Raw genomic sequence first — 14,356 nt, forward strand, 5'->3', positions numbered from 1 at the left:
CTTAATCAGGACGGCCAGCGCTGCGCCTTGCTGACCACGAAGTCGCGGAACACCTGCACCCGGGCCACTGTCTTCAGCTCTTCCGGATAGACGAAGTAGGTGTCGAGCGCGATCGAGTCGGACTCGCCGAACAGCTGCACGAGGTTGTTCTGTTCGACCAGATAGTCCGGCAACGCGGCGATGCCGAGGCCTTGCTGGCAGGCGCGCACCAACCCCAGGATGTTGTTGACCTTGAAGTAGGGCTCGCGCGGACCGGAGCCGTTGCGGCCGGCGTCGATCAGCCAGCTGCGGTTCTGCAGATGCGGCGGTACCTGCGAGTCGCCGAGCATGATGATGCGGTGCGAGTCGAGATCATCCAGCGTCCGCGGTGTGCCGAAGCGCTTGATGTATTCCGGCGAGCAATAGGCGTGGAAGCCGATCGAGAACAGCTTGCGCTGGATCAGGTCCGGCTGGGTCGGCTTGCGGGTGCGGATCGCAACGTCGGCCTCGCGCATCGACAGATCGAGGTCCTCGTCGGTGACGATCAGCGAGATCCGGATGTCCGGATAGAGCGCGGTGAACTCGTCGAGCCGCGGGATCAGCCAGTTGATGCCGAGCGCCGGTGGTGTCGTGATCTTGAGGTCGCCGCTCGGCCGCTCGCGGCTGTCGGTGAGCTTGGCGCGCGCCGCCTGCAACTGCATGAACACGTCATGCGCGGTGCGGAACAGGAGGTCGCCCTGCTCGGTGAGGATCAGGCCTCGGGCATGGCGGTGAAACAGCGAGACCGAGAGCTCCTGCTCCAGCGCGCTGACCTGGCGGGAGACCGCCGATTGCGACAGGCCAAGCTGCTCGCCGGCATGCGTGAAGCTGCCAGCTTCCGCCGCTGCGTGAAAGACCTTCAGCTTGTCCCAATCCATATCCGTAAATCCGTCGCGAGATCGTGCCATGATTATTCCGCCGCTGCGCGATCGCTCGCGCGAAGAGCCAGGAAGCGTTCGGCCTCGAGCGCAGCCATGCAGCCGAGGCCGGCGGCGGTGACCGCCTGCCGGAAGGTTTCGTCCGCCACGTCGCCGGCGGCGAACAGGCCGGGCACCGAGGTCGCCGTGGAGTTCGGCGCCACCTCGACATAGCCCGACGGTTTCAGCTTGATCTGGCCTTTGACGAGCTCCGTCGCCGGCGCATGGCCGATCGCGATGAAGACGCCGTCGGTCTTGAGGTCGGTCAGCGCGCCGGTCTTGACGTTCTTGAGCCGTACATGGGTGACCTTGTTCGGGTTCTCCGAGCCGCAGATCTCGTCAATCGCGGAGTCCCACACCACCTTGATCTTGGGATGCTTGAACAGCCGTTCCTGCAGGATGCGCTCGGCGCGGAAGTGATCGCGACGGTGCACGATGGTGACCTGGGAGGCATGATTGGTGAGGTACAGCGCTTCCTCGACCGCGGTGTTGCCGCCGCCGACCACCACGACCTCCTTGCCGCGGTAGAAGAAGCCGTCGCAGGTCGCGCAGGCCGAGACGCCGCCGCCCTGGAATTTCTCTTCCGACGGCAGCCCAAGCCAGCGCGCCTGGGCGCCGGTGGCGAGGATGACGGTTTCGGCGAGATACACATCACCGGAATCGCAGGTCAGGCGGAACGGCCGCTGCCCGAGTTCCAGTCTGTTGACGAGATCGGTGACGATCTTGGTGCCGACATGCGCCGCCTGCTTCTCCATCTGCTCCATCAGCCAGGGGCCCTGGATCACGTCGCAAAGCGGGATAGTTCTCGACGTCGGTGGTGATGGTGAGCTGCCCGCCCGGCTGAATGCCCTGGATCAGGATCGGTTCGAGCATCGCGCGCGCCGCGTAGATCGCTGCGGTGTAACCGGCGGGGCCGGACCCGATGATGACGACCTTGGCATGGGTAGGCGCGGGCATTTTGAGATCCCTCTCTTTTGGGGATTTTGATCAAGGACTTGTGCGGGAAGCGCCCCGGAAACGCGTCACGGCGGCGCCAAAAGTGTCAAATCCAAGTCTAGGATATCTGGGTAGCTATGCAAGATTTGCAATCCATGGCAGCGAATTTTCCCCGGAACTGAAGTCACATTCGCGAAATCATGCGCTGCACGCGCAATAAAATTGCGCAATGCTGGCTGGCTGCGCTATGAGAGTTGCCGGCAGACCTGCCAAACCTTCCAAACTCCAGGGAACCGTAGTCGCGTGTCGAAGAACCTTGACGAGATCGACCTCAAAATCCTCGCCGAGATCCAAGCCGATGGCCGAATCACCAATGTGGAACTCGCCAAACGCGTCGGGATCTCGCCGCCGCCCTGCCTGCGCAGGGTCCGGGCGCTGGAGGAGGAAGGCTACATCCAGGGATATCGCGGCCTGCTCGATCCGCGCCGCCTCGGCTACGACGTCACGGTGTTCGCCTCGGTGCATCTGTCGAGTCAGGCTGACGCTGATCTCCGCGCCTTCGAGAATTTCGTGCGCGCCGAGCCGCTCGTGCGGGAGTGCTGGATGCTGTCGGGCGAAGTCGATTTCATCCTCAAATGCGTCGCGCCCGACATGGCGACGTTCCAGGATTTCGTCACCCACCTGACCGCCGCGCCGCATGTGCGCAACGTCAGGACGTCGCTGGTGCTGCACAATTCGAAATACGAGGCCGCGGTGCCGCTGGGCGTGAAGGTGGCGAGCTGACGCGTACGCTCATCATCATTGCGAGCGAAGCGAAGCAATCCAACTGTCCATATTTGTGGAGAGATGGATTGCTTCGTCGCTGTCGCTCCTCGCAATGACGAACGAATCCGGCGACGTTTTTTTGATTGATCGTTTTCTCCCTCCCCCTGAAAGGGGGAGGGCGGGGTAGGGTCAAGCCACAGGCGAGAGCGCCGATGTGGAAGCAGATCCCCACCCGGTTTGCGCTTTCAGCACAAACGACCTCCCCTTTGCAAGGGGAGGTGAGATCGCGCTGCTACCTCTTCCCCATCGCTGCATCGACGCTGATCGGGCCCGGGCCCGAGGTCGCGAGATACAGGCAGGCAAAGCAGAGCGCGATTGCAAGACTGCCGTTGTTGAGCAGCGGATAGAAGCCTTTGGGGAAATGGCCGATGAAGTAGGCGAAGGCCATTTCGCCTGCCAGGATGAAGGCCACGATCCGCGAAAAGAGGCCGATCATCAGCAGCCCGCCCAGGATCAGTTCGAGCGTGCCGGCCGCGCCGATCAACGAGAACAGTTCGACTTTCTCGAACATCGTCCCGGGAGGGAATTTGAGAAGCTTGGCGACGCCAAACTGAAACAGCAGCAGTCCTGTGATGAACCGAAACAGGCTCAGCGCCACCGGTTGAAACCTGGAAAACATCTGGTCCATTGTCATTTACCCCCTGATTGACACGCTGGAACATTGCACGATGCAGAACCACACGGTGTTCGTCACCGGAGTGTGATGTCAACACCTTGCGTCTGGAATCATTCCTCGCGCGATTGCGGTTGCGAGAGAACACACCAGTGACACGGTGACGCGCTGCGATGCGTTTTGCGACGCAATCACCAGCCGAGCCGCAGTCCCCCGACATGATTATATTGCATAAACATGTCGTGGCCTCACTAGTATGCCGTGCCGCGGCTCTCCACTCACATTGCTGTCAGACGGGGGTGAAACGCAGGCACAAAAAAAGCCGCGTGCGATACGCGGCTTTTTTGCACCAGTCACATCGAAGTAACTACCGCCACTCGACCTTGGTGATCTCGTAGGCCTTGGCGCCGCCGGGCGCCATCACTTCGACGGTGGTGCCCTTCTTCTTGCCGATCAGCGCGCGCGCGAGCGGCGAGGTAATTGAGATGCGGCCCTTCTTGGCGTCGGCCTCGACCTCGCCGACGATCTGCCACACCGCTTTCTTCTCGGTGTCCTCGTCGATCAGCGTCACGGTCGCGCCGAACTTGATGGTGTCGCCGGACAGTTTCGAAATGTCGATGATGTCGCGCGCGCCAGCTTGTCCTCGAGCTCCGCGATGCGGCCCTCGTTGTGCGACTGCTCTTCCTTGGCGGCGTGATATTCGGCGTTCTCCGAGAGGTCGCCGTGCGAACGCGCTTCCGCAATGTGTTCGATGATGCGCGGACGATCCTCCGACTGGCGTCGCTTCAACTCGTCCGTCAGCGCGGCGTATCCGCCCGCGGTCATCGGAACCTTATCCATCATCTTCGTCCTTCATCGTGCGCGCCCGGCGGTCGTGCACGAATATCCAGTTCAGCTAACGCAGGAATCAGGACGCTAACGCGCCCGGAAGCCCAGTGATTTTCGGCCCCGCTAAGGGCCGTGACAACATCCAATCGCGCGGTGAGTTCCAGCCATTCGGCTAATTGACCGCTTCGGGCCTTTCGCCCGGGCAGCGGTCAGCTTTCGGAAAAGTAACTCTGAAGCGTGCGGACCTCAAGGTCCCCGTCCCGATAGGCCCGGATCCCCCGTGCGGCCGCCACCGCGCCTGAAAGAGTGGTGTAATATGGCACTTTATGCAAGAGGGCAGCCCGCCGCAGCGAACGGCTGTCGGCCAGCGCCTGCGGACCTTCGGTGGTATTGAAGACTAGCTGGACGTCGCCATTGGTGATGGCGTCGACGATGTGCGGACGGCCTTCGAGCACCTTGTTGACCTTTTCCGTCGGCACGCCGTTGTCGCTGAGATAGCGCTGCGTGCCCGAGGTGGCCATCACCTTGAAGCCGAGTGAGTGCAGCAGCCGCACCGCATCCGCGATGCGCATCTTGTCGTCGCCGCGCACCGAGACGAACACGGTGCCTTGCCGCGGCACGCGCGTGCCGCCGCCGAGCTGGCTCTTGGCGAACGCGACCTCGAAGGAGCGGTCGAGGCCCATCACTTCGCCGGTCGAACGCATCTCCGGTCCGAGCACGGTGTCGACGCCGGGGAAGCGCGCGAACGGGAACACCGATTCCTTCACGCCGACATGGCCGAGCTTCTTCTTCTTCAGCTTGAAGTCGGCGAGCTTTTCGCCGGCCATGATCCGCGCCGCGATCTTGGCGACCGGGGTGCCGATCACCTTGGCGACGAACGGCACGGTGCGGGACGCGCGCGGGTTGACCTCGAGCACGTAGATCTCGCCGTCCTTGATGGCGTATTGCACGTTCATCAGGCCGACCACGTCGAGGCCGAGCGCGAGCTCGCGGGTCTGCCGCTCCAGCTCCTCGATGGTGCTGGCATCGAGCGAATGCGGCGGCAGCGAGCACGCGGAGTCGCCGGAGTGGATGCCGGCTTCCTCGATGTGCTCCATGATGCCGACGACGAAGGTATCCTTGCCGTCGGACAGGCAGTCGACGTCGACCTCGGTCGCATCGGACAGATAGCGGTCGAACAGCAGCGGGTTCTTGCCGAGCACGGTGTTGATCTGCCCGGTCTTGTCGTTCGGGTAGCGTGCCTTGACGTCGGCCGGCACCAACTCGGGCAGGGTGCCCAGCAGGTAGTCGTTGAGCTGGGTCTCCTCGCGGATGATCTGCATCGCGCGGCCGCCGAGCACGTAGGACGGACGCACCACCAGCGGCAAGTCGAGATCGGCGGCGACCAGGCGGGCCTGCTCGACCGAATAGGCGATGCCGTTCTTCGGCTGCTTGAGACGCAGCTTGTCGAGCACGCGCTTGAAGCGGTCGCGGTCCTCGGCGAGGTCGATCGCGTCGGGCGAGGTGCCGAGGATCGGCACTTCGGCGGCTTCCAGCGCGCGGGCAAGCTTAAGCGGAGTCTGACCGCCGAACTGCACGATCACGCCGTGCAGCGTGCCGTTCTTGCGTTCGGTCGCGACGATCTCCAGCACGTCCTCGGCGGTGAGCGGCTCGAAATACAGCCGGTTGGCGGTATCGTAGTCGGTCGACACCGTCTCCGGATTGCAGTTGACCATGATGGTCTCGTAACCGGCGTCCTCGAGCGCGAAGCAGGCGTGGCAGCAGCAATAGTCGAACTCGATGCCCTGGCCGATGCGGTTCGGCCCACCGCCGAGGATGATCACCTTCTTGCGGTCCGACGGCGCGCTCTCGTCGGCCGGCTCGCCGACGAACGGCCGCTCATAGGTCGAATACATGTAGGCGGTCGGCGAAGCGAACTCGGCCGCGCAGGTGTCGATGCGCTTGAACACCGGGCGCACCCCGAGCGCATGGCGCTTGGCGGTGACGTCGGCTTCGGTGGTTTCGGTGAGCACGGCGAGGCGGGCATCGGAGAAGCCCATTGCCTTCAGCGTCCGCATGCCGAACGCATTCGGCGGCAGGCCGTTGCTGCGGACCTTGTCCTCCATCTCGACGATGGCGCGCATCTCCGCGAGGAACCAGGGGTCGATCTTGCAGGAGTTGAAGATCTCCTCGTCGGTCCAGCCGAGCCGCATCGCCTGTGCGACCTGCAGGATGCGGTTCGGCGTCGGCGTGCCGAGCGCGGCGCGGATCGCGTTCTTGTCGTCGCCGCGGCCGAGTCCTTCGATCTCGATTTCGTCGAGCCCGGTCAGGCCGGTCTCGAGCCCGCGCAGGGCCTTCTGCAGGCTTTCTTGGAAGGTGCGGCCGATCGCCATCACCTCGCCGACCGACTTCATCGACGTGGTCAGCGTGGAGGAGGCGCCGGGGAACTTCTCGAACGCGAAGCGCGGAATCTTGGTGACGACGTAATCGATGGTCGGCTCGAACGAGGCGGGGGTGGCGCCGCCGGTGATGTCGTTGGCGATCTCGTCCAGCGTGTAGCCGACCGCGAGCTTGGCTGCGACCTTGGCGATCGGAAAGCCGGTGGCTTTCGAAGCCAGCGCCGACGAGCGCGACACGCGCGGATTCATCTCGATCACGACCATGCGGCCGTCGACGGGATTGATGCCGAACTGGACGTTGGAGCCGCCGGTCTCGACCCCGATCTCGCGCAGCACCGCCAGCGAGGCGTCGCGCATCACCTGGTATTCCTTGTCGGTCAGGGTCAGGGCCGGTGCGATGGTGATGGAATCGCCGGTATGGACGCCCATCGGATCGAGATTCTCGATCGAGCAGATGATGATGCAATTGTCCTTTTTATCGCGCACCACCTCCATCTCGTACTCTTTCCAGCCGAGCACGCTTTCCTCGATCAGCACCTCGTTGGTCGGAGACGCATCGAGCCCGCGCTCGATGATGTCGAGGAATTCTTCCTTGTTGTAGGCGATGCCGCCGCCGGTGCCGCCCATGGTGAACGAGGGCCGGATGATCGCCGGCAGACCGATCTCGGACAGCGCCATCAGCGCCTCGCCGAAGGCGTGCTCCTGGTAGCGCTTGCGGCGGTCGTTCTCGCCGAGGGTCCACTGCCGCTCGAGTTCTTCCAGCGCCTCACCGGACAGCTTCTCGCGCTCGGCGAGGTATTTGTCGCGGTAGGTTTTCTTCAGTGCCGAGGCGTTGGCGAGCCGCGATTTCGGCGTCTCGAGCCCGATCTTGGTCATCGCCTCGCGGAACAGCTGGCGGTCCTCGGCCTTGTCGATGGCGTCAGCGGTGGCGCCGATCATCTCGACGTCGAACTTGTCGAGCGTGCCCTGACGGCGCAACGACAGCGCGCAATTCAGCGCGGTCTGGCCGCCCATGGTCGGCAGCAGCGCGAAGCCGCCCGAAATGACGTGGCGCTCCTTCTCGATGATCTTGCCGACGATCTCGGGTGTGATCGGTTCGATATAGGTGGCGTCCGCCAATTCCGGATCGGTCATGATGGTGGCCGGATTGGAATTGACGAGGACGACGCGATAACCCTCTTCCTTCAGTGCCTTCACCGCCTGCGTGCCGGAATAGTCGAATTCACAGGCCTGGCCGATCACGATGGGACCGGCGCCGATGATCAGGATGGTGGAGATGTCGGTTCTTTTGGGCATCAGCTCTCGCGGACTGGAATTTGGGCACAAAAAAAGGGCGCGCTTGCCGCGCGTCCCTCGAGCCATGCGCTACATTTTGCAGCGCCGGAAGCGCGATCCCTCGCGCGCGGGTGGTCTTTAGACCAGTTTCCGCACCCGCGAAACCCCCAAAAGTGCCCAATCAACTGCGATTCTGGGGGAAAATCCGCATTCGGCGTATGCTCGGTTGGGGGTACTCGGGGCGGAGGGGAATACTCGGTAAGGGCCCGGCTTCGCCCTACGGGCTACGCCGCGGCAGCCTTCGCTACCAAAGGGGTTGCCGAGTCGAAGCTGCGCGAGCAGCGAAGGCTGGAGGCCCGGCCTGGATTTGAACCAGGATAAACAGTGTTGCACCACTGCCGCGTCGACGCTTCCGCCACCGGGCCGAGCGGATCATTGCTGATTATTTCGGCGGCCGCCATGTTTACTTTTGGTTAACCCTAATTTTTCCCACAACCTCTGATCAGTGGTGGGCCACGAATGTCATCCGCCACGGATTGTGCCCGATGTTGCGCGAAGCGCGCTTGCCGGTGAAGCCCGCGGCGGCAAGCTTCTTGATCATCTCGTCCTCGCGATAGCGCTGCAGCCCGATCCGGGTGCGGAGCTGCCGGTAATCCGACAGCGCGGTCGAGGCTAGCCCGACCAGCGCATCGCGCAGGAAGCCGTGGGTTGCCGCAAAGCGCAGCAGCGCGATGACGTCCCTGGCCATGCCGACTTCGGGCCGCAGGATATCGCCGAGCACGAAACGGCCCGACGGCTTCAGCAGGCGGTGGATCACGTCGAATGCGGAATCGAGCTCCTGCGGCGTCATGTATTGCGCCACTGAGTTCATCACCACGAGGTCGATCGAGTCCGCCGCCATGTTCTTCAGTTCATCGAGCGAGCGGACGCGGATCCTGGTGTCGGCGGCAAAGCGTGCGACCAGCCGGCCGCGCACGCCGGGCGCAGGCTCCGCCAGATAGAGCTGCGCGCAGGCATTGGCGACCTTCACCGCCGACAGCGCCTCACCGCAGGCATAGTCCAGCACCACGGCGTCGGGCGAGGTGATGTATCCGATGATGTCGTTTGCGATGACCTGGAAATGCAGGTCGCGGTGTAGTCGGCTCGCATAAATCGTATGTGTGGAATCGTAATAGTCGATCCAATCATCCATCGCGCTTGGTATCCGGCAAAACGGGTTCCTGACGTCCAGGAACAGGTGGAGTGATGATGCGTTAGCGGTCCGGCGGCCAATGTTCAATGCGCCGAAATACGGGGTTCCTAACAGGAAGGTTTACCGTGAGCAAAGCCAAGAGTGACACCAGGACTGACAAGATCTCGCCCGACCTCGACACGCCGAGTGACCTGCCGCAGGCTGCGGTGGACACGATCTCGGCCTCGCTCAACACGCTTCTGGCCGACGCCTTTGCGCTCTACCTGAAGACCAAGAATTTCCATTGGCACGTCAGCGGCCGGCATTTCCATGATTACCATTTGTTGCTGGACGAGCAGTCGGACGCGATCTTCGCGACCACCGACCAGCTCGCCGAACGGGTGCGCAAGCTCGGCGGCGTGACGCTGAAGTCGATCGGCGACGTCGCCAAGCACCAGACCATCAAGGACAATGACGAGGACTATGTCCCGCCGCGCGAAATGCTGCGCGAACTGATGGAGGACAACAAGCACATCGCGGCTGCGATGCGCAAGGCGCACAAGCTCGCCGACGACCACGAGGATTCCGGCACGGCCGGCCTGCTCGAAACCTTCATCGATGAAACCGAGCGCCGCACCTGGTTCCTGTTCGAGGCCAGCCGCCAGGAAGGCAGCAACGCGGCCTAGCACGGCATCGTTGCCGCAGCGACAGTCGCGCCTTGCGAGGCCGAGCGGAAAGCAAGCGGTCTTCTAGGCCGAATTGCCCGCTTTCGCGGGCGTTCCGGCTTACGAGCGCAGTGCAGTGTAGATCGCCGGGATCACGAGCACCGTCAGCAGGGTCGACGACGCCAGGCCGAACAGCAGCGAGATCGCCAGCCCCTGGAAGATGGGGTCGAGCAGAATCGTCGCGGCCCCGATCATGGCCGCGAGTGCGGTCAGCAGGATCGGCTTGAAGCGAACCGCGCCGGCTTCGAGCACCACCTCGCGGAGCGACATGCCACTGCCGCTACTATGGCGAATGAAGTCGACGAGGAGGATCGAGTTTCGCACGATGATGCCTGCCAGGGCGATGAAGCCGATCATCGATGTCGCCGTGAACGGCGCACCCAGCAGCCAGTGCCCGATCAGGATGCCGATCAGCGTCAGCGGGATCGGCGTCAGGATCACGAGCGGCAGCCGGAAGCTGCCGAACTGCGCGACGACCAGCACATAGATGCCGAGAATGGCCGCGCCGAAGGCGGCACCCATGTCGCGGAACGTCACATAGGTGATTTCCCATTCGCCATCCCACAGCAAAGTGGGGCGCGACTCGTCGGTCGGCTGCCCGTGCAGGCGGATCGCGGGCTTCGGCAGATTGCCCCAATCGTGGGCATCGACGCGCTTGGCGACCTCCATCATGCCGTAAAGCGGCGCCTCGAAGCGGCCGGCGAGCTCGGCCATCACCATGTCGGCGAAGCGGCCATCCCTGCGGAAGATCACCGGCGTCCCTTGCTCGACCGTTGCCTTCACCACCTGACCAAGCTCGACGACCGTCTTGCTGCCAGGCAGCGTGTTGGCCGGCACGGGCGTCGAGGCCAGCGCCTCGTCCCAGGCCAGGCCACGTTTCGGCAGCCGCACTGCGATCTCGATCGGGTTGCGGTCCTCGCCGCGGTGCGAATAGCCGATCGAGGTGCCGCCGAACAGAGCTTGGATCGTATCGTAGACGTCGCGCTGCTCCACGCCGAAGAATTCCAGCCGATCCTGGTCGATCGACAGCCGCAGCCGCGGGCGCTTCTCGCCGATCGAATCGTCGATGTCGACGATGAACGGCACTTCGGCGAAGATCTGCTTCAACTCAGCCGTGACTGCGCGGCGCGTCGCGGCATCGGGACCGTAGATTTCGGCGAGCAGGGTTGCCAGCACCGGCGGCCCCGGCGGCACCTCGACGACCTTGATGCTGGTCCCCTTGGGCGCATCGACCGTCTTGAGCCGCTGTCGCAGTTCGAGCGCGATATCGTGGCTCGCCCGTTTGCGATCCCCACGCGCGGTCAGGTTGACCTGAAGCTCACCCAGTTCGGGCTTTTCGCGCAGATAGTAATGCCGCACCAGTCCGTTGAAATTGAACGGCGCGGAGGTGCCGGCGTAGGATTGCAGCGAGGTGGCCTCCGGCAATTGTTTCGCGATGTCGGCCGCGGCGAACAGCGTCCGCTCGGTGGCTTCCAGGCTTGCGCCCTCGGGCAGATCGACCATGACCGCGATCTCGGACTTGTTGTCGAACGGAAGCAGCTTGACGGTCACCGACTTGGTCGCGAACAGCGCCATCGACAGCAGCGTCGCCAGTCCGACGCCGAGCAGGAAGATCCAGGCCGCACGCTTGCTCCGGACCACCGGCGTCGCGAAGCGCCGGTACAGGCGGCCGAGCCGGCCTTCGTGGTGCGTGGCATGCGCACTGGCCACATCGTTTTTCGGCGCGAGCTTCAGCATCAGCCAGGGTGCGATCACCACCGCAACAAAGAACGAGAACAGCATGGCCGCCGACGCATTGGCCGGAATCGGGGCCATGTAAGGTCCCATGAGGCCGGATACGAACAGCATCGGCAGCAGGGCGGCGACGACCGTGAGAGTTGCGATGATGGTGGGATTTCCGACCTCGGCGACCGCCTCGATTGTTGCCTGCAGGCGCGACCGTCCGTCATGCATTGCCCAGTGGCGGGCGATGTTCTCGACGATCACGATCGCATCGTCGACCAGGATTCCGATCGAGAAGATCAGCGCGAACAGGCTGACCCGGTTGATGGTGTAGCCCATCAGGTTGGCGGCGAACATCGTCAGCAGGATCGTCGTCGGGATGACGACGAGGGTCACGACGGCTTCACGCCAGCCGATCGCGAGCGCGATGAGCACGACGATCGAGACGGTCGCGAGCCCGAGGTGGAACAGCAGCTCGTTGGCCTTTTCGTTGGCGGTCTCGCCGTAGTCCCGCGTCATCGTGACCTGAACATCGTCGGGGATGAGGTGCGCCTTCAGTTCGTCGAGCCGGCGGGCGATGTCGGTCGACACCACCACGGCGTTGGCGCCGGCGCGCTTGGCGAGCGCGAGGCTGACCGCCGGCACGCGCTGCCATTGCCCGGCGGCATCGCGCGCGTCGTTCCAGACGCGGTGTTCGACCGTGTTCGGACCGATCACCACGGACGCGACGTCCTTGACGTAGATCGGCCGTCCGTCCCGGGTCGCGATCAGAAGCAATCCGATGTCGGGAATCCCCGATAGCGTCTGGCCCGCGGCAACGTTGCGAACGGCGCCGGCATCGCGGACCTGCCCTGCCACGAACGAGCGGTTGGCTTCCTTTACCTTGGCGACCAGCTGCTGAAGCGTGACGCCAAACAGCGACAGTTTTTCCGGATCGGGCTCAACCCTGATTTGCTGCGCGGAACCGCCCGACACATAAGTGAGCCCGATGTTGTCGACCTTCACGAGTTCGGAGCGCAGCTTGTCGGCAAGCTCGAACAGATCCTTGTCGCTCCAGCGCCCGGCCGCCTCCGGCTTCGGCGACAGCGTCAGGACCGTTACCGCGACGTCGTTGATGCCCCGGCCGACGATCAGCGGCTCGGGGATGCCGACCGGGATATGGTCGAGATTGGCGCGGACCTTCTCGTGCACGCGCAGGATCGCGTCCTCGAACTTGGTGCCGACCAGAAATCGCGCGGTGACCATCACGCGGTCATCCTCGGTCTGGCTGTAGACATGCTCGACGCCGTCGATGCCCTTGACGATGGCCTCGAGCGGCTTGCTGACGAGCTCGACCGCGTCGGGGCCGCGCAAGCCGTCGGCGTTGACGCGGATGTCGACCATCGGCACGCTGATCTGCGGTTCCTCCTCGCGCGGGATCACCATGACGGCAATCAGGCCGACGGCGAGCGATGCAAGCAGGAACAGCGAGGTAAGCGGCGACGTCAGGGTCGCCCTGGTCAGCCGGCCGGACAGCCCGAGGTTCATGGCTGCACCAGCTGATCGCCGTCGCGCAGGCCCGACAGGATTTCGAGGCCGTCGGGAAGGGCGGGCGTCGGTACATCGCGGCCACGCTGCACCGGTACTTCAACGGTTCGGTCGCCCTGGCGAAGCTGGACATAATCGATCCCGAACCGCGTCCTGACATAACTTGCGGGGATCACGAAGGCCGGCCGCGTTCCGGCGGAGATCCACACCCTCAGGCGGTCGCCGACGAAATATTCGCCGAGACCCTCGACGGTGGCGTCGGCGATCACGCGTCCTTCCTCGATCTGCGGGTACACGAGGTCGATGACTCCGATCCGGGGAGCTTCCTCGCCAAGTTCCGCTGCATCCACACGAATCTTGTCGCCCGACTTCATGAATCGCGTGCCGCTCCGGCACGCGCAGCCGCAGCTTGAAGTGCTGCTGGGCGACCGTGACGACGGCATCGCCGGGCAGCACCACCGAACCAACGGTCACGAGCTTCTTCAACACCCGGCCATCGGACGGAGCCAGCACCCGGCCTTCGCTGAGCTGCTGGTTGACGACCGCGCGCTCGGCCGTCTTTGCGCGCAGCCCATTGTCGGCGACGTTCAATGCGGTCCGCGCCTCGTCCAGCTTGACGCGCGGCAGCGTGCCGCGCTCGACGAGCCCTTCGATGCGCGTGAAATCGATCTGCGCCTGGTTGGCCTGCGCCTGCAGCGCTTCGATCTGCGCGTCGAGCGATTTCATCTGCAACACGAGCTTTTCGTCGCCGATCGTCGCGATGACCTGGCCGGCCGCGACGCGATCGCCCTCCCGGACATTGAGCTCGACCACGGTGCCGCTGATGCGCCCGCGGGCGGGTGCCACGCTGATGCTCTCGACTGTCGCGAATACGGCCTTCTCGTCGGCCACGCGGTGCTGCGCAACCGTGAGCAGCTCTGCGCGAGCCGGCGCCAACGAAAGGACAAAGGCAGCGAGGGCCGCCGACAAGATCGCAAGTCGCATCGGGAATATCCGTCTGGTTGAAGCCACGGCGGTGCGCGGCTCATTTCTTATCTTCGCGCCGTCGCGGCGACGTTGATCCTGCTCAACGTATGACGGTCGCGGGGGTCATAATGTTCGTTTCCGTTTGATGTCCGCCGGAGCGCAGTAGGCTTCATAGAGCGCCTGCAGGACCTTCCGCGCGGGCTCGCTCGCGATCGAATAGAAGATCGTCTGTCCGTCGCGGCGAGCGGAGACCAGGCCATCCTTGCGTAGGAGCGCAAGATGCTGAGAGACCGTGGAGTCACGCAGATCGAGAAATTCGGCGAGCTCGCCGACCGATCGCTCGCCGTCGATCAGTTGGCAGATGATCAGCAGCCTGTGGCGGTTGGAAAGCGCCTTCAGCAGATTGCCGGCCTGGTCGGCCGCGCGTTCCATGATGTCGATATCGATATTCATAG

Annotated in this window: 8 protein-coding genes, 1 tRNA gene and 3 pseudogenes; 2 read left to right on the forward strand and 10 right to left on the reverse strand. The window is 63.8% G+C overall.

Annotated elements, in window-relative coordinates; translation table 11 throughout:
* Window positions 1–5: 5 nt before the first annotated feature.
* Complete coding sequence (locus ALC15_RS20705; RefSeq protein ID WP_028344089.1) at window positions 6–926, reverse strand: LysR family transcriptional regulator; 921 nt, start codon at window positions 924–926, stop codon at window positions 6–8.
* A gap of 2 nt (window positions 927–928) precedes the next feature.
* Window positions 929–1,892: pseudogene (trxB, locus tag ALC15_RS20710) on the reverse strand (thioredoxin-disulfide reductase).
* 282 nt (window positions 1,893–2,174) lie between these two features.
* On the opposite strand from trxB, the gene ALC15_RS20715 reads away from it, so the two are divergent.
* Window positions 2,175–2,654: an Lrp/AsnC family transcriptional regulator gene (locus ALC15_RS20715; protein ID WP_050628849.1), complete on the forward strand. Its 480-nt coding sequence runs from the start codon at window positions 2,175–2,177 to the stop codon at window positions 2,652–2,654.
* A gap of 274 nt (window positions 2,655–2,928) precedes the next feature.
* Here ALC15_RS20715 and ALC15_RS20720 read toward each other — a convergent pair whose 3' ends face one another.
* From ALC15_RS20720 to ALC15_RS20740, 5 genes and pseudogenes are all read right to left on the reverse strand, one after another.
* Entirely contained in the window at window positions 2,929–3,324 is a 396-nt protein-coding gene (locus tag ALC15_RS20720) for a DoxX family protein (protein WP_050628910.1), read from the reverse strand.
* A 352-nt stretch (window positions 3,325–3,676) separates the two neighbouring features.
* Window positions 3,677–4,149 (reverse strand): annotated as a pseudogene (gene greA, locus ALC15_RS20725) (transcription elongation factor GreA).
* A gap of 197 nt (window positions 4,150–4,346) precedes the next feature.
* Window positions 4,347–7,811 (reverse strand): carbamoyl-phosphate synthase large subunit, encoded by a 3,465-nt coding sequence (carB, locus tag ALC15_RS20730; protein WP_050628850.1) that lies wholly within the window; start codon window positions 7,809–7,811, stop codon window positions 4,347–4,349.
* Window positions 7,812–8,139: 328 nt separating this feature from the next.
* Window positions 8,140–8,215 (reverse strand) — tRNA-OTHER (locus ALC15_RS20735).
* Between the two features lie 77 nt (window positions 8,216–8,292).
* Complete coding sequence (locus ALC15_RS20740; RefSeq protein WP_128089543.1) at window positions 8,293–8,982, reverse strand: class I SAM-dependent methyltransferase; 690 nt, start codon at window positions 8,980–8,982, stop codon at window positions 8,293–8,295.
* Between the two features lie 125 nt (window positions 8,983–9,107).
* Here ALC15_RS20740 and ALC15_RS20745 point away from each other — a divergent pair, with 125 nt between their 5' ends.
* The gene (locus ALC15_RS20745) at window positions 9,108–9,647 is read left to right on the forward strand and encodes a Dps family protein (RefSeq protein WP_050628851.1); all 540 of its coding nucleotides are present in this window, start codon (window positions 9,108–9,110) and stop codon (window positions 9,645–9,647) included.
* Window positions 9,648–9,746: 99 nt separating this feature from the next.
* Here the strand turns inward: ALC15_RS20745 and ALC15_RS20750 are convergent, their stop codons facing one another.
* The 3 genes and pseudogenes from ALC15_RS20750 to ALC15_RS20760 form a co-directional block, all read right to left on the reverse strand.
* The gene (locus ALC15_RS20750; RefSeq protein ID WP_050628852.1) at window positions 9,747–12,935 is read right to left on the reverse strand and encodes an efflux RND transporter permease subunit; all 3,189 of its coding nucleotides are present in this window, start codon (window positions 12,933–12,935) and stop codon (window positions 9,747–9,749) included.
* Window positions 12,932–13,919 (reverse strand): annotated as a pseudogene (locus ALC15_RS20755) (efflux RND transporter periplasmic adaptor subunit). Before ALC15_RS20755 ends, ALC15_RS20750 begins: the two are co-directional and overlap by 4 nt.
* A 105-nt stretch (window positions 13,920–14,024) precedes the next feature.
* Window positions 14,025–14,333 carry an ArsR/SmtB family transcription factor gene (locus ALC15_RS20760; RefSeq protein ID WP_200914679.1) on the reverse strand — a complete coding sequence of 103 codons (309 nt, stop codon included), beginning with the start codon at window positions 14,331–14,333 and terminating at the stop codon, window positions 14,025–14,027.
* Window positions 14,334–14,356: the final 23 nt, after the last annotated feature.

The organism is Bradyrhizobium viridifuturi, from assembly GCF_001238275.1.
Lineage (GTDB): Bacteria > Pseudomonadota > Alphaproteobacteria > Rhizobiales > Xanthobacteraceae > Bradyrhizobium > Bradyrhizobium viridifuturi.

Excerpts from the sequence above, each read along its gene's own strand:
- ALC15_RS20705 (WP_028344089.1), bottom strand. The coding sequence starts at position 926 with ATGGCACGATCTCGCGACGGATTTACGGATATGGATTGGGACAAGCTG.
- ALC15_RS20720 (WP_050628910.1), bottom strand. The coding sequence starts at position 3,324 with ATGGACCAGATGTTTTCCAGGTTTCAACCGGTGGCGCTGAGCCTGTTT.
- carB (WP_050628850.1), bottom strand. The coding sequence starts at position 7,811 with ATGCCCAAAAGAACCGACATCTCCACCATCCTGATCATCGGCGCCGGT.
- ALC15_RS20740 (WP_128089543.1), bottom strand. The coding sequence starts at position 8,982 with ATGGATGATTGGATCGACTATTACGATTCCACACATACGATTTATGCG.
- ALC15_RS20750 (WP_050628852.1), bottom strand. The coding sequence starts at position 12,935 with ATGAACCTCGGGCTGTCCGGCCGGCTGACCAGGGCGACCCTGACGTCG.
- ALC15_RS20760 (WP_200914679.1), bottom strand. The coding sequence starts at position 14,333 with ATGGAACGCGCGGCCGACCAGGCCGGCAATCTGCTGAAGGCGCTTTCC.